Origin of the sequence: Bradyrhizobium sp. TM239, from assembly GCF_036247985.1 — a bacterium.
GTDB classification, from domain to species: Bacteria; Pseudomonadota; Alphaproteobacteria; order Rhizobiales; family Xanthobacteraceae; genus Bradyrhizobium; species Bradyrhizobium ottawaense.
Map to the genome: position 1 here is coordinate 105,293 of NZ_BTIR01000027.1, position 18,647 is coordinate 123,939.

The following is an 18,647-nucleotide window of genomic DNA, read 5'->3' on the forward strand; positions in this document are numbered from 1 at the left end:
AGTGGGACGGACAAATCTGCCAAGTGGCGAAGTGCGAGGTCAGGTCTCGGCCTTATCGTCCCGTCATTCCGGGGGAGACGACGTGCCCGCCCAAGCGCGAAGGCCAAAGCGTGCCGTCAGCCCCGGCATGGCGGCGGGAGAGGTCGCGCCGCTCATCCTTTGAGCAAATGCACCTCGCAAAGCCGTCGCACAGGGAATAAGCAGGCGTCGGTTCTCTTCCTAACCTTCTGAGCATGCAGCGAATTCGCTCGCAACCTGCGCGCGACTGAAATTGTACACAATGGCACGCCGCTTGCAGAACTCCGGCAAAGAAGTTCTCGCGAGGGGCGGGCGTCATGCTGGACTCGAGCAAGCCGACATTGGGCGTCATCAACGCCGAGCCCGAGCCGATCAAGCTCGACTGGCCGAGCACCGCGCTTCTCATCATCGACATGCAGCGCGACTTCATGGAGCCCGGCGGCTTCGGCGAGACGCTCGGCAACGACGTCAGCCAGCTTGCGCGCGCGGTGAAGCCGATCGGCGCGATGTTGGCGGCGGCGCGCGACACCGGCATGCTGGTGATCCACACCCGCGAGGGCCATCTGCCCGATCTCTCCGACGCGCCGCCGGCGAAAGTCGAGCGCGGCGCGCCGAGCCTTCGCATCGGCGATCCCGGCCCGATGGGGCGCATCCTCATCCGCGGCGAAGCGGGCCACGACATCATTCCCGAACTCTATCCGCTCGACAGCGAGATCGTGATCGACAAGCCCGGCAAGGGCGCGTTCTACGCCACCGAGCTCGGTGACGTGCTGGAGAAATACGGCATCGAGAATCTGCTGGTGTGCGGCGTCACCACCGAAGTGTGCGTCAACACCACGGTGCGCGAGGCCAATGACCGCGGCTACCGCTGCGTCGTCATGTCGGACGGCTGCGCGTCCTACTTCCCCGAGTTTCACGAGATGGGCCTGAAGATGATCAAGGCCCAGGGCGGCATCTTCGGCTGGGTCGCAACCTCGGCCGCGGTTCTGGAGGCAATGAAGGTTTCGACCACATAGGGGTATTGTCATGAGCACATTGACGGGGACGACCGGCAAGTCTGAGTTCAATACGTCTGAGTTCAATACGTCTGAGTTCAAGCCGGCACTATGGACATCGGGCGACTGGAACGCGTTTTTCGGCTTCGGCACCAACATCCTCGTCAACATGCTGGTGCTCACGGGCCTGCTGCGCTTCGTCTTGAAGATGCCGGACAGTCTGGTGTTCGGCCGCATCCTGCCCGCGCTCGGGCTGATGATGTGCCTCTCGACCTTCTACTACGCCTACCTCGCCTACCGTCTGGCGCAGAAGACCGGCCGCAACGACGTCTGCGCGCTGCCCTCGGGCGTCAGCGTGCCGCACATGTTCATCGTCACCTTCGTGATCATGCTGCCGATCACGCTGAAAACCGGTGATCCGCTCAAGGGCTGGTCGGCCGGCCTGGTCTGGGTGTTCTTCCAGAGCTTCATTCTCATGATCGGCGGCTTCATTGCGCCGTTCATTCGCAAGATCACGCCGCGCGCGGCGCTGCTCGGCACCCTTGCCGGTGTCTCCGTCACCTTCATCTCGATGCGGCCGGCGCTGGAAATGTACATGACGCCGCAGATCGGCCTCGTCTGCTTCGCCATCATCCTGGTGAGCTGGTTCGGCGGCGTGAAATATCCGCGCGGCATTCCCGCAGGCCTCGTCGCCATCGCCGTCGGCATGATCATCGCTTGGGGCTCGAACCTGTTCGGGCTCGGTCTCGGTGGACTAAGCGTCAAGGGTGTCGGCGATGCCTTCGCCAATTTCGGCTTCTCGGTGCCGCTTCCCGCCGTGGGCTACGTCTTCTCCGGCTTCGAATTCCTCGGCATCATCCTGGTCACCGCCATTCCGTTCGGCATCTATGACCTCGTCGAAGCCATGGACAATGTCGAGAGCGCGGAAGCCGCCGGCGACGAATATCCGACCACGCGGGTGCTCACGGCCGATGGCGTCGTCAGCCTGATCGGTTGCCTGATGGGCAATCCCTTCATCAACGCCGTCTATATCGGCCATCCCGGCTGGAAGGCGATGGGCGGCCGCATCGGCTACTCGGCGGCAACCGGCATCATGGTGATCGTGCTGGCCTGGTTCGGCATCATCTCGGTGCTGCTGGCGCTGGTGCCTGTGGTCGCGATCTCGCCCATCCTGCTCTATATCGGCATGCTGATCGGCGCGCAGGCGTTCCAGACCACGCCGGTCAAGCACGCCCCCGCGATCGTGCTGGCGCTGACGCCGCATCTGGCCGCCTGGGCCAAGCTGCAGATCGACACGATGCTCGGCTCGACCATGAATGCGGCAGCAACCGTCGGCGGCATGGCCGCCGACAAGGCGGACGCGGTGAAGGCTGCCGCGATCGCCGCGCTGCCGCAGCAGGGCGTGTTCTACCACGGGCTGGAGGTGATGGGCGGCGGCTCGATCCTCGGTGGCCTCATCCTGGGCGCGATCGGCGTCTTCATCATCGAGCGCGACTTCGAGAAGGCATCAGGCTTCGCACTGGTCGGTGCGGTCCTGACCTATTTCGGCTTCATGCATGGCGAGGCCGTCGGCATCGGCGGCGGATTCGGTGTCACGCCCGCCGTCGCGCTGGCCTATGCCGCGATGGCCGCCGGCCTGTTCGCGGCCAGCAAGCTCGGCGCCAGCGAACACTATGCCGCGCATCCGGAGATGTTGGCCGCGCCGGCGGAGTAGGAGAAGGAAAGCAGAGACTGCGGCCGGGCGGCGTCATGCTGACCGGCCGTTTCCTTTCGAACCGCACGCCAGGGCAAGTCAACCCAGCTGGTTGATCCACTCGCGGAAGAGTTCCGGGCCGGCTGCGACGGCGGCTGCAAGATCGCGGGAGTCACGCGCTGTGCGCGGCGAGTAGCCGAAGCGTTGCCGGAAGCTGCGGCTGAAATGGGCCTGGCTCACGAAGCCGAATTCAGCGGCGATCTCTGCATTCCAGCGCTCTTCGCCTGCGTCTTCGAGCAGTACGTGGATCGCTTCGAGCCGTCGCCCGCGGATGTAATCGGCGACGCCCGCCAGCGGCGTGAAGACGCGATAGAGCACCGAGCGGGACACGCCGATCTCGCGGCAGATGGTTGCCACCGAGAGATCGGGATGACCGAGATTTTGGTCGATGAAACGGCTGGCGCGATGAAGGATGGCGATGTCGCGCCGGGCGAGCCCTTGCTCGCGCGGCCGCGCGGCCATGCCAAAACATCCGCGCAGCAGTCCAAGCGTCGTCCGGACCGCCTCGGGCGCCTCGTTCTCGCTCATCGCCGGAAGCCGTCGTCGCAGCAGCCCCATCTGATCGGCCAGCACCCGGCCGGCGGCGCCGTCGAGGACGAGCCCGTGCAGGTCGAGCCCATCGGGCGCAGCGCTGACGATTGCATCGCGCTCGACGTCGAGGCTGATCGTGTCGGTCGCCGTGGCGATGCCATCGAAGGGCCGGGTCAGGTCGAGCACCAGCACCTGGCCGGGGCCGGCCGAGATCGGCTCGCCGTCGACCTCGCCGCTCCAGGCCCCCCGCCTGAGCAGCAGCAGCGCGAATGAGTTGCGGCCATCGGCCTTCGCCAGCGCGGCGGAGCGGGTGAAGCGCACCGGCCCCATCCGCGTGGATGCGGCCACCAGGCCGCCCAGCAGCCAGGCCTCGGCCAGAACCTCGAAATCGTCGCCGGCCGTGCCCTCGGGGACCGACACCTCGTAATGCGTGAGAATCGCGCGGTAGCGGTCGAGCCGCTCGGCGGCCGGCAGCTCCGCGGTGTCGAAGCGCAGATACGGAATTTTCGTCATGCCAGGCCGCTCCCTTCGGCAGTTGGTCTGCAAATTGGGACGATCAGGCAAGTTTCCACGCCGTCGAACCGCAGTCTCCGGACATGAATATTCATATTATCGCGCGCGGGCCAGCCGTGCGTGTTTCGCGGCCCGGACAATTTGCAATGACGTGAAGGTAGGGCGATGAAGGCGCGGGGGACGGGTTTTGTGGCGCGGTTGGCCGATGGGCGGGCCAGCGAGAGGGCGGGACGAACGGGGAGAGGTGCGGCGCGGCGCCGAATGCTGCCAGCCTCGATCTGTGCGGTCGCGGCGATCGTGCTCGGCGCCTTGCTCGATATGCCGTCCGCACAAGCGCAGTTCGTCTGCGTCGATGCCAGCAACAGCACCGGCGGCGCAGGCGCAGGCTCTGCCACAAGTACGGCGTGCGGCAGCGGCAGTGCGGCCGGCGGCGTATCCAGCTCCGCCTATGGTGCGTCCAGCAATGCCTCTGGCGATTTCGGCGTCGCCGTCGGCGCCTCGAGCCAGGCGACCAGCGTGCAAACAACCGCGGTGGGGTATGGCGCCCACGCGCTCGGTCAGTACACCTCCGCCATCGGGGCGCAGAGCGCGGCAAGTGGCTACCAGAGCGCCGCATACGGCTATGTGAGCAGCGCGAGCGGCGATCAAGCCGTAGCCGTTGGCTCAAACAGCAGTGCAGGGGGCTGGTTCTCCACAGCGGTGGGGGCCAGCTCCCAGGCCTCGGGGGACTTCGCAACCGCGTCCGGTGGCCGGAGCACGGCGACCGGCCTGTCCAGCTCGGCCTACGGTATGGACAGCTATGCGTATGCCGACAGTTCGGTGGCGGTCGGCTCGTGGGCGGTCGTCAATGCGGGCAGCGCGAATGGAACGGCCGTCGGCACCAACAGCGTGGTGACCGGCGCGAACAGCACCGCGGTCGGTGCGCTCAACAACGTCACCGGCACGAGCAGCGGTGCGTTCGGCACCGGTCAGACCGTGCGCGGCAATGGCAGCTACGCCATCGGCGACCCCAATACGCTGAACGGCAATGGCAGCTTCGTGCTGGGCGACAACAACACGATCAACGGCACCAACCAGACCGGCCGGGGCGACAACGTCAACGTGGTCGGCTCCAACAACGCGGTGGCCGGCACCGCGAGCGCAGCAGGCTCCTCGGTGTTCGGCTCCGGCAACGCCGTCAACGCGCCCAATGCGCTGGTGATGGCGAACACGGCGACCGTGACCGGGACAGGCGCCGTCGCGATCGGCAACAGCGTATCGGTCGCGGGCGCGAACGCCGTCGCCGTCGGCAACAATACCAGCGCCGGCTTCGCCAATTCTGCCGCCTTCGGCAACGGCGCCACGGCGACGCGCGCCAATCAGCAGACGTTCGGCACGGCGGGCAACACCTACACCATGGCCGGCGTCACCTCGTCTGCGAGCAAGGCCGCGCAAAGTGGCGCGACGCAGCTCGTGACGTCCGACGGCGCCGGCAATCTCGCGACCACCACGCTCGCCAATCTCGGCCTGGCTTCGACGGGTGATCTCAGCGCCATCAATGCACAGCTCGCCAGCATCAACGGCCGTCTCGACGACCTCAGCAGCCGGACCAGCAAGGCGACCAGCGGCGTCGCCATGGCCTTTGCCATGGCCGGCGCGCCGACGCTGCTACCGGACGAGACCTTCGCCGTGACGATGAACTACGGCACCTTCGAGCGGGCCAATGGTCTTGCGCTCAATGCGGCACTCCGCCTCAATCGGAACATGCAGTTCAACGGTGGAATCGGCTATGGACCCGACCAGCGGGTCGCCGGCGGACGCGTTGGCCTGCGCGTGGGATGGTGAGTGCATGGTATCCCACGATTGACCGTAGGTATGCTTCTCATCGTAGCTTGCGCGCCCGTGCGCGCGGAGGCGCAACCATCGCCCTCGGCTTCGCGGATCGGATCAGGGCCGCACGGCCGGCGTCTCCATCGGCAGGCCGCGCGCCCGCGACATCAGATAGAGCTCGAGCGCGACCAGCTCGGGCGAGCCGTAATCATAGGCCTGGGCACGGACGCCGCTCATGCAGCTGCGCAGCCGCCGCTCCAGCGAACCCAGCGTCTGCCATTCCAGGCGGTAGAGTGGATAGCCGGTCGGCTGCGCTTGCGTGATCGGCGCACCCGCGAGGCGTCTGTCGAAATTGTCGTCGTGGCAATTGGTGCAGGCGAGGTTGAGCTGGCCCTCGCGCTGCATGAAGAGTTCGCGGCCTTGCTCCACGAAGGGCTTTGCTTGCGGATCGTCGCCAGCGGTGATCGCGATACCGCGCGATTGGTGGGCGACGAAAGCGGACAGCGCCAGGAGGTCGCGGCTCTCGTAGGGTAGTGGTGAGGCCTGCTGATGATTGGCACGGCAGAGATTGATGCGCTGGTCGAGCGTGACGGGGTGACCGAGCGTCTTGTCGATGGCGGGATAGCGTGCGGCGACGCCCTTCATGCTGCTGCGCGCCTCGCCATGGCAGTCGGCGCAGGACTTCTCCGTGCTGCCGGTCTTCTTCGCCCATAACGCCTCGCCGTCGAGCACGAACAGCATGCCGGGATTGGAGGTGTCGTCATCCTGCATCGCGCGCGTGTCCGGGCCCATGAAGGAATAGCCGGACCGGCGCGCATCGGGCGGGATTTCGCCGGCGAGCAGGGCAGGGGCCGCGGCGAACAAGGCCGCCGCTGCTATCGCGCGCCAAACGCTCATTCGACGGTGATCGATGCCGATGCGATGGACGAATAGCCGTTGTCGCCGATCCATTCGAACTCGAACTTGCCGCTCTCCTTGGCCACGGTGAAGAAGGACAAGTATGGATTCGCGGCGATCGCCGGAAAGAGGTCGGCGCGAAAGATCTCGGCGCCGTTGTAGCGGCAGGTGAAGCTCGTGATGATGTCGCGCGGCACCAGCTTGCCATCCACGGTGTGGCGGAAGCCCGTTTCCATGATGTGCGAGGTCAGCGTGCGGATCTCGATGACGTCGCCACGCCTGGCCTTCGCGGGAACGTTGATAAGCGCGGCCATCAGTTCATCTCTTCGGTGCAGGCGGCCAGCGTCACGACGACGTCAACGGCGACCTGCCAGAACGTGTCGTCGGACAGGCGCGCGATCGCGACCACCTTCTGGGTGTCGGCGAGGCGGATACGGGTCGAGACCTGGGCCCGGCCCGAGGAGGGGTTGAGATAGAAATTGCCGATGTTCGGCTGCGGGTTCTTCTCGTTGAAGACGTGGATGCTCTTGACGTGATCATCAGCCGTCATCGGGCTCGCGACGCTCACTGTCATCGGCACGGTGTTTCCGTTCTCGACCAGCGGCGGAATGTCGAGCTTCACCCTGCCGGTGCGAATTGGCGCTTCGCCGACGACGTTGCGGATGGCAGTGTTGAGCATCGCGGGCGTCGCGTGAAGCGGCCGCAGCGTGACGATCGGAAGCGTCCCGACGGCCGTCACGCCTCCGGCGAGGCTCAAAAATTGTCGTCGCGTGGTTGGCATGAACAATCCTTAGTCGCGAAGCGTTGCAAGAAAAGCCACGATGTCCTCGATCTCCGCGGCCGACAAGATCGGCTTGCCGGCAAAATTGCGTCCGACTCGCACGAGGTCGTCATTGCGAAAATAGGACGGCATGATGGTCTGTGCGTTGAAGCGCGCCGCATCGATCAGCCGAAGCCGCAACTGGCTCACCGACCAGCGGTTCCCTGCGCCTGTGAGGTCAGGTGCGAGATCGCCCTGGAACCGCGTTTCCGGGAAGGGGCCGGAATGGCAGAGGATGCAGGTCGTGGTGCGCGCAAGCACCAGCGCGCGGCCGCGCGTGGCATCGCCGGGAGAGCCGGTGAGTGAGGCTGGAATGCCGTCGCCGACGATCTTGTAAGGGACGAGTTCGTCTGCCTTGGTATGCGAGGAGAGGGCAAGGCTCGCTACGATGAATGCGGCAATCGCGGGTATTGGACGTAATGATCGAGGTCGCCGCGAACTCCACTTACCTCTCCCGCTTGCGGGAGAGGTCGGCGCGCAGCGCCGGGTGAGGGTTCTTTCCTCTGGGTGAGTCTTCGTTGTCGAGACACCCTCTCCCCGACCCTCCCCCGCTGGCGGGGGAGGGGGCGCACTGTGGTCGTAGCGGTGGCTTCGTCTCGTCATGATCTAGCCAAAGGTGTCCGCCGTGATGGTTTGAAACCAGCGTTCCGCTTCGGCGGCCTCGCGCGCGCGCAGCTCGCGCGGCGCATCGACGGGGCTCGTGGCGCCGCCGTCGACCTCGGCGAAGATGTCGCCCTTGGGCTGGTAATTGCCGGCAAGCGAAAAACCGTAATCGGGGGCAACAATGTTGTAGCAGACGCCGGTCAGCCGTGGCGTCTCGGGTGTTCGGCCCGCGAGCGAAGCGACGATCGCGGCGGCACAAGCCTTGCCTTGCGCACTCGCGGCGGATGCCGATTTGGGAATGCCGCCGCCGAGGCAGGCATCGCCGATGACGTGGATGTTCTTGACGAGCTTCGACTCGAAGGTCACAGGATCGATCGGGCACCAGCCGGTCGCATCCGTAGCGCCCGCGATCGCGGCGATACGCCCCGCACGCTGCGGCGGAATGACATTGGCGACATCGGGCGTGTAGTTGCCGAACTCGGTGATGATGGTCCTCGTAGCAGGATCGACCGAGGTGACGCGGCCGCCTTGCGACAGCGCGACGCGCTCGATCATGTCGCCGTAGAGCTCCTTCCACGCCTTCTCGAACAGCCGCTGCTGGGAGAAACTGTCCTTGGCGTCGAGGATCAGCACTTTTGACCGTGGCTTGCTCGTCTTCAGGTAATGCGCGATCAGGCTGGCGCGCTCATAAGGCGCCGGTGGGCAGCGCGAGGGATTGGCCGGGATCGCAATGGCGACCGTGCCGCCGTCAGCCATTGCCTCCAATTGCTTGCGTAGCAAAAGGGTCTGCGCGCCGGCCTTCCAGGCGTGCGGCATCTTTTCCGACGCAGCCTCGTCGTAGCCGGGCAGGGCCTCGAAGTGGAAGTCGATACCGGGCGAGAGCACGAGGCGATCGTAAAAGAACGAGGTGCTGTCCTCTACAGTGACGCTTTGTTGCTGCGGGTCGATCCTCGTCGCGGTCTCGCCGACGACAAAGACGCCGTCGGCGGCGAGCTTGTCATAGCTGAATTGTTGGAGTTGGATGTCGCGTAGACCCGCGACCACTTCGTTGCTGAACGGGCAGGCGGTGAACACCCTGTTCGCGTCGATCAGCGAGACGTCGAGTGACGCATTGGCTCGCTTCAATGCTCGCGCGCAGGCCGCGCCGCCAAAGCCGCCGCCGACGACGACCACGATGCCCGCAGACCGCGCGCGCAAAATCGATGGCCGCGCCAGCGTTGCGGCTGCCGCGGTGATGCCGAGGACGGCATTTCGCCGTGTCACCGGCACATTCATGGATATCATCCGGAAAATGCTGCGGCGGCCGTCGTGGCCGCCGCAGCGCGTCTCTTAGGCGAAGGTGATGTTCTGATTCCGCAGCGGCACCGAGCGGATGCGCTTGCCCGTCGCGGCGAAGTACGCATTGAGCACGGCTGGCGCGGCAACGCCGATGGTGGGCTCGCCGACACCGCCCCAGAACCCGCCGCTCGGCACCATCACCGATTCCACCTTCGGCATCTCGTTGATGCGCATCGAGTTGTAGGTGTCGAAGTTGGTTTGCTCGATCTTGCCGTCCTTGACGGTGCAGCCGCCGTAGAACAGTGCGGACAGGCCATAGACGAAGGAGCCCGCGATCTGCCGCTCCACCTGCGCCGGGTTGACGACGTAGCCGGGATCGGTGGAGGCGACGATGCGATGCACCTTGATCTTGCTGCCGTCGGTCACCGAGATTTCGGCGGCGCCGGCGACATAGCTGCCGTAGCCCATGACCTGGGCGATGCCGCGATAGACGCCCTGCGGCGCCGGCGTGCTCCAGCCGATCTTCTCGGCGACGGCATTGAGCACCGCCAGATGCTTGGGGTGATTGCCCATCAGCTTGCGGCGGAATTCGAGCGGGTCCTGGCCTGCGGCCTGGGCCAGCTCGTCCATGAAGCACTCCATGTAGATCGCGTTGTGATTGACGTTGACGCCGCGCCAGAAGCCCGGCGGGACGTGCGGGTTGCGCATCGCGTGCTCGACCAGCAGGTTCGGCACCGAATAGCCGAACGCGGCCTCGCCGGATTGGGCGACGCCCTGGAAGGCGGCCGGATCCATGCCGTTCTGCAGCGCTTCGGGGCGCAGCGAGAACAGGATCGACTGCCCGGACAGGCGGTAGTGCAGCGCGACCAGGTTGTTGTCGGCATCGAACGCGCCGGTCATCTTGCACTGGGTGATCGGGTGATACCGGCCGTGCGCCATGTCCTCTTCGCGCGACCACAACAGCTTGACCGGCGTGCCCGGCATCTCTTTGGCAATCATCACGGCCTGGCGGACATAGTCGGTCTGGCCGCGCCGGCCGAAGCCGCCCCCTAACATCACCTTGTGCACGTCGCACTTGTCGGCCGGCAGGCCGGAAGCTTCCAGCACCGCCGCAAACGCAGCCTCGCCATTCTGCGTGCCGCACCAGACCTCGCATTTGTCCGCGGTGTAGAGCGCGGTGGCGTTCATCGGCTCCATCGTGGCGTGGTTCTGGTAGGGATAGGAGTAGACGGCCTCGACCTTCTTCGCCGCACTCGCAATCGCGGCCTTGGCGTCACCGTTCTTGTTGCCGACATAGGCCGGTTGGTTGTTATCGAGGCCCTCGGCCAGCCACTTGGCAATCGTCTCGCTCGAGACTTTTGCGTTGTCGCCCTCGTCCCAGACGATCGGCAGCGCATCCAGCGCGGTCTTGGCGTGCCACCAGGTGTCGGCAACGACCGCGACCGCGGTATCGCCGACCTTGACGACTTTCTTCACGCCTTTCATGCCGGCGATCTTGGCTTCGTCAAAGCTCTTCAGCTTGCCGCCGAACACGGGGCAGTCCTTGATCGCGGCGTTCAGCATGCCCGGCAGCTTGACGTCGGCGCCGTAGATCATGGCGCCGGTGGTCTTGTCGGCGGTGTCGAGCCGCTTCACGCCCTTGCCGATCAGCTTCCAGTCCTTCGGATCCTTCAGCTTGACGTCCGCCGGCGGCGACAGCTTGGCTGCGGCCTCGGCGACCTTGCCGTAAGTCGTGGTCCGGCCCGATGGCGTATGGGTGATGACGCTGTTCGCGGCCGCGCATTCGGAGGCAGGCACCTTCCATGCGTCGGCGGCGGCCTGGATCAGCATCACGCGCGCGGTGGCGCCGCCCTTGCGGACGTAGTCCTGCGAGGAGCGGATGCCGCGGCTGCCGCCGGTCGAGAAATCGCCCCAGACGCGCTTGCGGGCGACGCTCTGGCCGGGTGTCGGATATTCGGTCGTGACCTTGGTCCAGTCGCATTCGAGCTCCTCGGCGACGAGCTGGGCGAGACCGGTGAGCGAGCCCTGGCCCATCTCGGAGCGGGCGATGCGAATCACGACGGTGTCGTCGGGCCTGACCACGACCCAGGCGCCGATTTCGGGCGAGCCGTCGGCGGCGCGGACCACGGCGGGGCCGCCGAAGGGGATGTCGAGGCCGATGGCGAGGCCGGCGCCCAGCGTGGCGCTGCCGATGACGAAGGCACGACGATTCATCTTGGGGGAAACGTGCTTGTTCATGGGGCGGCTCCTTACGCGCTGGCGATCGTGTGGATCGCTTCGCGCACCTGCTGGAAGGTGCCGCAGCGGCAGATGTTGGTGATGGCCTCGTCGATGTCGGCGTCGGTCGGCTTCGGCTTCTCGCTCAGCAGCGCCGCCACCGCCATGATCATGCCGCTCTGGCAATAGCCGCATTGCGGCACGTCCTGGGCAATCCAGGCCTCCTGCACCTTGTGCAGCGTGTCGCCGGAGGCGAGCCCCTCGATGGTGGTGATCTTCTTGCCCTGGGCTTCGCTCACCGAGACGCCGCAGGAGCGGGTGGCGACGCCTTCGATGTGGACGGTGCAGGCGCCGCATTGTGCAATGCCGCAACCGTATTTCGTGCCGGTCAGGCCGGCATTCTCGCGGATCGCCCAGAGCAACGGCGTATCCGGCTCGACGTCGAGGGTGAAGGTTTTTCCGTTGATTGTTAGGTTTGCCATCGCAGTCCCCTGATTGGCCCAATCCACCGATTGAACTCACGGGCGCAATGTGTCCGGCAAACTGGAACTGTTCAAATCAACAGTCCGAGGGGTGAAATGCGAAGAATTAGGCCTCCCGGGGGAAGATTGTGGAGTGAGCGGTGTTTTGTCTCACCCCCATCATGGTCGATTCGATCGACCTCCGCGGGCGCCAATTCATGGGTCTGAGGCGACGCCGAGCTGTGAATGCGGGTTCCAGGGCTGATCGAGGCCGCGGCGACAGTTTGTCCCTTTTGCCGGGGTACAAGACGCAGGCGCTTTGGTACACTGCGCCGACGCGAGAAGGAGTTCCAATGAACGTGCCGAGTCCTAACGTGCTGATGTTGTACCCGCTGTTCTCGGCAGAGTCCTTCTGGACCTTTGGTGAATCCTGCAAGGTCTTGGGCGTAAAGCGCCCTGCAGCTCCCTTGGGTCTGATCACCGTGGCTGCGATGCTGCCCGAAAGCTGGACGGTCCGGCTGATCGATTGCAATACGGCGCCCTTCAACGACGAGGATCTCGCCTGGGCCGACGTCGTCTTCACCGGCGGGATGATGCCGCAGCAGGCCGACACGCTGCGCCTGATCGAAATCTGCCGCGCGGCCGGCAAGCCGGTGGTCGTGGGCGGTCCCGATCCGACTTCAAGCCCCCACATCTATGAGCGGGCCGACTTCCGGGTGCTCGGCGAGGCCGAGAGCGTCATCGATGAATTCATTGCGGCCTGGGAGGGTGGCGCGCGGTCCGGCGTTTTCACCGCACCGAAATTCCAGGCGGACGTGACCAAGACGCCGGTGCCGCGTTTCGACTTGCTCAAGTTCGACGACTATCTCTATCTCGGTGTGCAATATTCGCGCGGTTGTCCCTTCACCTGCGAGTTCTGCGACATCATCGAGCTCTATGGCCGCGTGCCGCGGACCAAGACGATCGAGCAGATGTTCGTCGAGCTCGAGAAGCTCTATCAGATGGGCTACCGCGGCCATCTCGACTTCGTCGACGACAATTTCATCGGCAACAAGAAGTCGCTGCGGCAATTCCTGCCGCAACTCGCAGAATGGCAGCGTACCCACGGCTATCCCTTCGAACTCTCCACCGAGGCCTCGATCAATCTCGCCGACGATCCGGAATTGCTGGAGCTGATGGGTTCGGCCAACTTCTTCGGCATCTTCGTTGGCATCGAAAGTCCGGATCCGGCGACGCTCGTCGCCATGCGGAAGAAGCAGAACACGCGGCGCAACATCGCCGAGAGCATCCACAAGATCTACGCCGCCGGCATGCTCGTCACCGCGGGTTTCATCGTCGGCTTCGACAATGAGAAGGTCTCCATGGCGGATGCCATGATCGATTTCATCGAGGAGGCGGCGATTCCCGTCAGCATGGTCGGACTGCTCTATGCCTTGCCGAACACGCAGCTGACGCGCCGCCTGGAGCGCGAAGGCCGGCTCCATGCGGGCCACGATGTGGCGCCGACCATCGGCGCCGATCAGTGCACGGCCGGGATCAATTTCGATCCGGTGCGCCCGCTGCGCGACATCCTGATGGACTACAAGCGCGTGCTGGAGCGCGTCTACAGCCCGGCCGCCTATGCAGGACGCGTCGACCGCTTGATGACGCTGCTCGACCGTTCGCGGCAGCGCCACGAACTCGCGGAAGGGGATATCCGCGCCAAGCTCGGCGCGATGGAGACCGTGCATCGTGTCGTCTCCGCGCTTCCTGAAGCGCGCGGGCCGCTGTGGCAGACCTTCATGAACTGCGCCAAGCGCGACACCTCATCGGCGCGCATTGCGGTCCAGATGATCGCAGCCTATGCCCATCTCGGACCGTTCTCGCGCAAGGTCATCGCCGCCATTGACGCGCGCCTGGCGGCGCTGGACGAGCATATGCCGAATCCAACCGTGGCTGCGGGCGCGACCGAGGCTCGACATCTGGCCTGACATCCGGGGGCGTGATGGAACCGCCCACGACGCTTTGATGCGCTGCCCGGTGTGGCGTCGGCAATCAAACTGACTGTCATGTGTGAGATCCCGGCTTGACAGCAGGACAACCTCAAGCTGATCGTCATCAGGACGACACCGGGCCTGCTTCGATTTCGGCGTCTGGACGTTCCGCGCGGGCATTTGAATTGGCCCGCGAGGCTCAGTGCTCGTCTGCCATTGCGACCGACGTCATTGCCGGAAGAGCTTTAGCGGGGTTGGGCCATGTTCAGGAAGGTGATCGGCTGGTCGGTTGCGCTGATTGTCGTGGCGGTGCTGGTCTTCGCGTATCTGCCTTCCTTCATCGCCGATTCCATCTACAAGAACGTCGACGACATCACCGACGGTGAGATGCCCGCCACCGTCACGGCCTTTCAATCGGGGCCGGACGTCGTCAGTACCATCGGTGGCAGCGGCGAGGGCCTGAACTGCAGCCTGCCGCGCTGGGCCAACATATTCTTCGACGGCGGCAGGGATTCCAACCAGAAGCGCCATCTCGTCCTGCAGCGCTTCAGGCAGGCGTGCGTCTTTCACGACCTCTGCTATCGCCATGGCCTTGCAACCTATGGCTATAACCAGAACGATTGCGACCGCATTCTGCAGAACGCGGCTTTTCGACTCTGTCTCTACATACGAAACGGCAGTCAGGAGAGCAGCGCGGCGCGCTGTCAGACCGACTCCAAGATGGTTCTGGCAGGCGTGAGCCTCGGAGGATACGACGCCTATCGCGGCTGGGACCGATCGACCTATTTCGAATTCGATTCGGACCCGTCGCGGTCGAACGGATTTCTGGTCAGCCGTGTGGTCAATCATCCGTTCAAGACGGCAGCGCCGGCCAAATATGGCAGCGACCCCGATCAGGTCATTCTCATGTTCGAGAACGTCCGCTCCAATCTTGCGGTGACCTGCATCACCTGCGCAAGTGTTCCCGTTCTCGAATGGACGACCGATCCCAATGCCGTCAGCGCCGAATTGCGCTCGGTCGGCGTGACGCGGTTGCCGGAGGCGCTGCTCAAGCGCGAGCCCATGCTGTCCGAGACCATGCCGGTCTGGTTGCCGCCGCGCCGCCGGCACGCGGCGCCGCATCTCCTGGTCGATGGAGCGGGCAGGGACCATCTGATCTGGATGAGCCGGAACAATCCGCAGGACAGCATGTCCTGTATCGTTGGCGCCGATGCGGCGCGCCTTCTCACCAATACCCTGCCGGCCCGGGATCTCTGCTCGGTCGATGCGGGCCCGTCGCTCAGCAGGGTGGAGGTCGACATGTTCGCGACCTCTCCGATTCCGATGGAAGTGCCCGGAAGTCCGGATCTGATCTACGCGACGTCGATCAGCGCACAGAAGACAAAAGAGCAGCATCTGAGCTTCTGCTCCCGCTCTGCGTCCAGGAAGGTCGAGGAGTCCGGAGGCGACGACAAGTCCAAATGCGTCACCTTCCCTGAACCGGAAGTTCGCAAAGGCGCGGCGCTCGGCGCATTTCAGAACTTTCCGCTGGTTCGCGCCGGACAGCAGATCTATGTCGCGCGGGACATCGATCAGCGGACGGACTCGCTGCTGACCGCCGCCTGGCAGCGCGCCTTCGGCAATAGCTTTTCGCCCGACGGTGCCCTGCTCGTGATCGACGTTGCGGCGCCGCTCGCCGCCAAGGGGCCTCTTGCGGCCAAGCTGAAGAAGATCGTCCGGTTCAACATCGACGATCGCTTCGATCCGATGATGCCGATCACGCGCAAGGCGGACGATCTGCGATTCCTGAGCCTCGAGGCGACGAAGTCGAGCGTGCACCTTCGCACGATCGATTTCGCCAGGGACAACCCCTCCGTTGGCAATGCGCGGCTGACGATGGGCAATGGTGACGTGGAGCTGGACCGCTCGTGGGCGGAGAGACCCGTGCTGGTGCTGGAGACCAGGGAGGCGCGACCGAGGACCAAGCTGGTGTTCTCGCGGGGGGAGATAGCGGTCGAACCGGGCAAACCCGACGTGTCCCGCGCGACGACCGAAGTGTTGACGCTGCAGACCCTGGTTTTCGAACGCGATGCGGTCGCGCCGCCCGATGCGCCATTCGTGAAATCGGCTGGCGCGGCTTGCCGGATCGTCTATGAGTTCGAAGCGAACCACACCGATTGGCCGTGCTACCGCGCGTTCGATCCCGACCGCACGATGCGGGCCTCGCCGGCGACGCGGATGCAGGCTTCCCAGATGCTGGTCGGGCGGTTCAGCCAAGGCGGCGGCCATGGCCTCGCATTTCCCGATCTCTGCCTGAAGTCGGAGCCGATCATCCTGACGCCGCAAGGGGGCACGTTCGCGCCTCTGAGCGAGACCGCGGGCTGGAAGGGCCCGCCAAGGCTGACGCGGACGATCAAATGCGAGCCGCTCGATGCCGCGGCAATCGTGAGCCGTCCCATCGCGCAGAAGGCTCCGTGAAGGCCGGCCGAGTGAGGCGCGCGAACGCGTTCGGTCTACTTCACCGCCAGCCGCAGGAAGCTCATCACGCTGCCGAGCGCGGCAAAGCCGGCGCCGAGCGCCAGCGCGACGGTTGCGCCGTCGTGGCCGGCGAGCGCGAAGCAGAGCGCCGCGAGGGCCGCGCCCGTCGTCTGTCCCGTCAGGCGCGCGGTCGCGACGATGCCCGAGGCGCTGCCGCTGCGATGCGGCGGCGCGCTCGACATCACCGCCTTCATGTTCGGCGCCTGGAAGAAGCCGAAGCCCATGCCGCAGATCACCATCCGCCAGATGATGTCGGCAATGGCGGGGTTGGCCGGGAGCGTCGCGAGCAGCGCCATGCCGAGGCCGAGCAGCACCAGGCCGATGCCCCCGAGCAGGCCAACCGCGTGGCGGTCGGACAGGCGTCCCGCGATCGGCGCCATGATGCCGACCACCAGCGGCCATGGTGTCATGAAGAAGCCGGTCTCGACCTGCGAGCGGCCGAGCACGTCCTCGAAATAGAACGGCAGCGAGACGAAGGCGAGGCCCTGCACGGCGAAGGAGCACACCGCGGTCGCGGCCGACAGCGCGAACATCGGCCGGCTGAACAGGTCGATCGGCAGCATCGGCGCCGGGTGGTTGGCGTGGCGGCGCGTCAGGATGACGCCGAGCGCGAGGGCCGTCACCAGCTCGATGCCCACGACGACCGGCGACAGATTATGCGCGGCACTGCCGATGCCGGTGATGAACAGGCCGAGGCAGGCCGACGCCAGGATCGCGCCGAGAAAGTCGAAGCCGTGATCGGCACGCGGCGTCTTCGGCAGCATCGCAAAGCCGATGCCGATCGCGACGAGGCCGAACGGGATGTTGACGGCGAACAGCCACGGCCACGGGCCGATCGCCAGGATGGCGGAGGCAATCGTGGGCCCGAATGTGAAGGCGGTCGCGACCACCAGCGCGTTGTGGCCGAAGCCGCGGCCCAGCATCCGGCCGGGATAGACGAAGCGCACCAGCGCGGTGTTGACGCTCATGATGCCGCTGGCACCCAGCCCCTGCAACGTGCGGGCGACCAGCAGGCTGTCCAGCGACCACGCCACCGCGCAGAGCAGCGAGGCGATGGTGAACAGGATGAGGCCGCCGAGATAAATGCGCTGGTGCCCGACGATCTCGCCGAGCGCGCCCAGTGGCAGCAGCGTCGCCACCAGCGCGATCTGGTAGACGTTGACCACCCAGACCGACTGCTCGGGGCTGACATGCAGATCGGCGGCAATGGCGGGCAGGGCGATATTGGCGATCGCGGTGTCCAGCGAGGCCATCGCCAGCGCGGTGAAGATCGCGGCAATCGCCCAGCGCCGCTGCGTGGCGGGGAGGCCGTCGGAGATGGTGTGGTCGGGCTCGCGCGCGGCGGAAGGTAACGTGATTGTCATTGCCTTGGTGTCATTGCCTCAGCGCGTTGCTTCGGCGGCGTGGCCGAAAGGGTCTTTCGGCATGTACTACGCCCGCGCCGCCTGCCACAGACACACGCGCGCATGCTGTGTATGCGCACCGCCCGCGGCTGCTGGCTCTGGCAAAAAGTGCGAAAACAACCCCATGCACAGTAGAGATGGGCTTGATCAATAAGGGGTTTTCAATCGGCAACGGGACGACATCCGCCGTTGCGACGACGACACGTCGGGCAAAACACCGGCAAGCACGTTATGCTGACGACACCCGGCAAGCATGTGGACGCGCGCCTCTCACGAGCACGATTGGCCGCCTTTGAAGGCAAGGGAGATGCTCGGCGCGCTGTCGCCGACATTGTTGCCGGCGCCTCCTGCACTGTGTTGCCTTAGCAGGCGAGGCCACGCTGACGAAATCGGCGTTCAGCTACACCGTCAGGCGGGTCTAGCAGCGTGAACAGGCGGAGATCGCGCCGGGAGGCCGGAGATCGGGTCGTCCCGAACGATGGATTGCGCGAGGTCGCGGCAAGACGGCTGGTAAGAAGCCGGCGGAATAAGTGACGTGGAGATCAACGCTTGTGGTGGAAAACCGTCACTCGAACACAAGCCCCAGCGCCAGCCAGGTCGCAAGAGACAAGCAGACGCCAATTCCCAAATAGGGCAATGCAAGGCGCATCGGTCACTCCTCAGCTCCGAGACGCTGCGAAAACGCCGTCAGCTTCGCATGTTCGCCGTGCCCTGCCCATATTCCATACGATGTACGAGCTTTGGTTTACCGTGGACGGCAAGGTACCCGACTGCGCAATGAAGACGATGCCAACAGGAAGCAAACGCGCCTGATTTGACGCCCTCATACCGTGCCGGGTTGATTTAATTTGACTTCGCA

General features: G+C 65.2%; 14 protein-coding genes. 5 read left to right on the forward strand and 9 right to left on the reverse strand.

Features of this window, described 5'->3' with window-relative positions:
- The first annotated feature begins 335 nt into the window (after window positions 1-335).
- Together AABA84_RS33290 and AABA84_RS33295 are read left to right on the forward strand one after the other, a co-directional pair.
- Window positions 336-1,034, forward strand: coding sequence for a cysteine hydrolase family protein (locus AABA84_RS33290; protein ID WP_338308401.1), 699 nt, complete (start codon window positions 336-338; stop codon window positions 1,032-1,034).
- A gap of 10 nt (window positions 1,035-1,044) precedes the next feature.
- Complete coding sequence (locus AABA84_RS33295) at window positions 1,045-2,727, forward strand: regulator (RefSeq protein ID WP_338314239.1); 1,683 nt, start codon at window positions 1,045-1,047, stop codon at window positions 2,725-2,727.
- Window positions 2,728-2,805: 78 nt separating this feature from the next.
- Here AABA84_RS33295 and AABA84_RS33300 read toward each other — a convergent pair whose 3' ends face one another.
- The gene (locus tag AABA84_RS33300; RefSeq protein ID WP_338314240.1) at window positions 2,806-3,810 is read right to left on the reverse strand and encodes a helix-turn-helix domain-containing protein; all 1,005 of its coding nucleotides are present in this window, start codon (window positions 3,808-3,810) and stop codon (window positions 2,806-2,808) included.
- Between the two features lie 261 nt (window positions 3,811-4,071).
- Here AABA84_RS33300 and AABA84_RS33305 point away from each other — a divergent pair, with 261 nt between their 5' ends.
- On the forward strand, window positions 4,072-5,634 hold the full coding sequence (locus AABA84_RS33305; protein ID WP_212247820.1) for a hypothetical protein: 1,563 nt from the start codon (window positions 4,072-4,074) through the stop codon (window positions 5,632-5,634).
- 102 nt (window positions 5,635-5,736) lie between these two features.
- Here the strand turns inward: AABA84_RS33305 and soxA are convergent, their stop codons facing one another.
- The 7 genes from soxA to AABA84_RS33340 form a co-directional block, all read right to left on the reverse strand.
- A complete protein-coding gene (soxA, locus tag AABA84_RS33310; RefSeq protein ID WP_212247822.1) occupies window positions 5,737-6,516 on the reverse strand; it encodes a sulfur oxidation c-type cytochrome SoxA in 780 nt (259 codons plus the stop codon).
- Complete coding sequence (soxZ, locus tag AABA84_RS33315; RefSeq protein WP_212247823.1) at window positions 6,513-6,830, reverse strand: thiosulfate oxidation carrier complex protein SoxZ; 318 nt, start codon at window positions 6,828-6,830, stop codon at window positions 6,513-6,515. The genes soxA and soxZ overlap by 4 nt, the downstream gene beginning before the upstream one ends.
- Window positions 6,830-7,297 (reverse strand): SoxY-related AACIE arm protein, encoded by a 468-nt coding sequence (locus AABA84_RS33320; protein ID WP_212247825.1) that lies wholly within the window; start codon window positions 7,295-7,297, stop codon window positions 6,830-6,832. The genes soxZ and AABA84_RS33320 overlap by 1 nt, the downstream gene beginning before the upstream one ends.
- 9 nt (window positions 7,298-7,306) lie before the next feature.
- The gene (gene soxX / locus AABA84_RS33325; RefSeq protein WP_212248136.1) at window positions 7,307-7,747 is read right to left on the reverse strand and encodes a sulfur oxidation c-type cytochrome SoxX; all 441 of its coding nucleotides are present in this window, start codon (window positions 7,745-7,747) and stop codon (window positions 7,307-7,309) included.
- Window positions 7,748-7,942: 195 nt separating this feature from the next.
- Window positions 7,943-9,214 (reverse strand): NAD(P)/FAD-dependent oxidoreductase, encoded by a 1,272-nt coding sequence (locus tag AABA84_RS33330; RefSeq protein ID WP_338314244.1) that lies wholly within the window; start codon window positions 9,212-9,214, stop codon window positions 7,943-7,945.
- A gap of 54 nt (window positions 9,215-9,268) precedes the next feature.
- Window positions 9,269-11,455 (reverse strand): xanthine dehydrogenase family protein molybdopterin-binding subunit, encoded by a 2,187-nt coding sequence (locus AABA84_RS33335; RefSeq protein WP_338314241.1) that lies wholly within the window; start codon window positions 11,453-11,455, stop codon window positions 9,269-9,271.
- Window positions 11,456-11,466: 11 nt separating this feature from the next.
- Complete coding sequence (locus AABA84_RS33340; RefSeq protein ID WP_212247830.1) at window positions 11,467-11,916, reverse strand: (2Fe-2S)-binding protein; 450 nt, start codon at window positions 11,914-11,916, stop codon at window positions 11,467-11,469.
- A gap of 332 nt (window positions 11,917-12,248) precedes the next feature.
- Here AABA84_RS33340 and AABA84_RS33345 point away from each other — a divergent pair, with 332 nt between their 5' ends.
- Together AABA84_RS33345 and AABA84_RS33350 are read left to right on the forward strand one after the other, a co-directional pair.
- Window positions 12,249-13,865 (forward strand): B12-binding domain-containing radical SAM protein, encoded by a 1,617-nt coding sequence (locus AABA84_RS33345; protein ID WP_338314242.1) that lies wholly within the window; start codon window positions 12,249-12,251, stop codon window positions 13,863-13,865.
- 264 nt (window positions 13,866-14,129) lie between these two features.
- On the forward strand, window positions 14,130-16,325 hold the full coding sequence (locus AABA84_RS33350) for a hypothetical protein (protein ID WP_338308392.1): 2,196 nt from the start codon (window positions 14,130-14,132) through the stop codon (window positions 16,323-16,325).
- 35 nt (window positions 16,326-16,360) lie between these two features.
- Here AABA84_RS33350 and AABA84_RS33355 read toward each other — a convergent pair whose 3' ends face one another.
- Entirely contained in the window at window positions 16,361-17,749 is a 1,389-nt protein-coding gene (locus AABA84_RS33355; protein ID WP_338314243.1) for an MFS transporter, read from the reverse strand.
- Window positions 17,750-18,647: the final 898 nt, after the last annotated feature.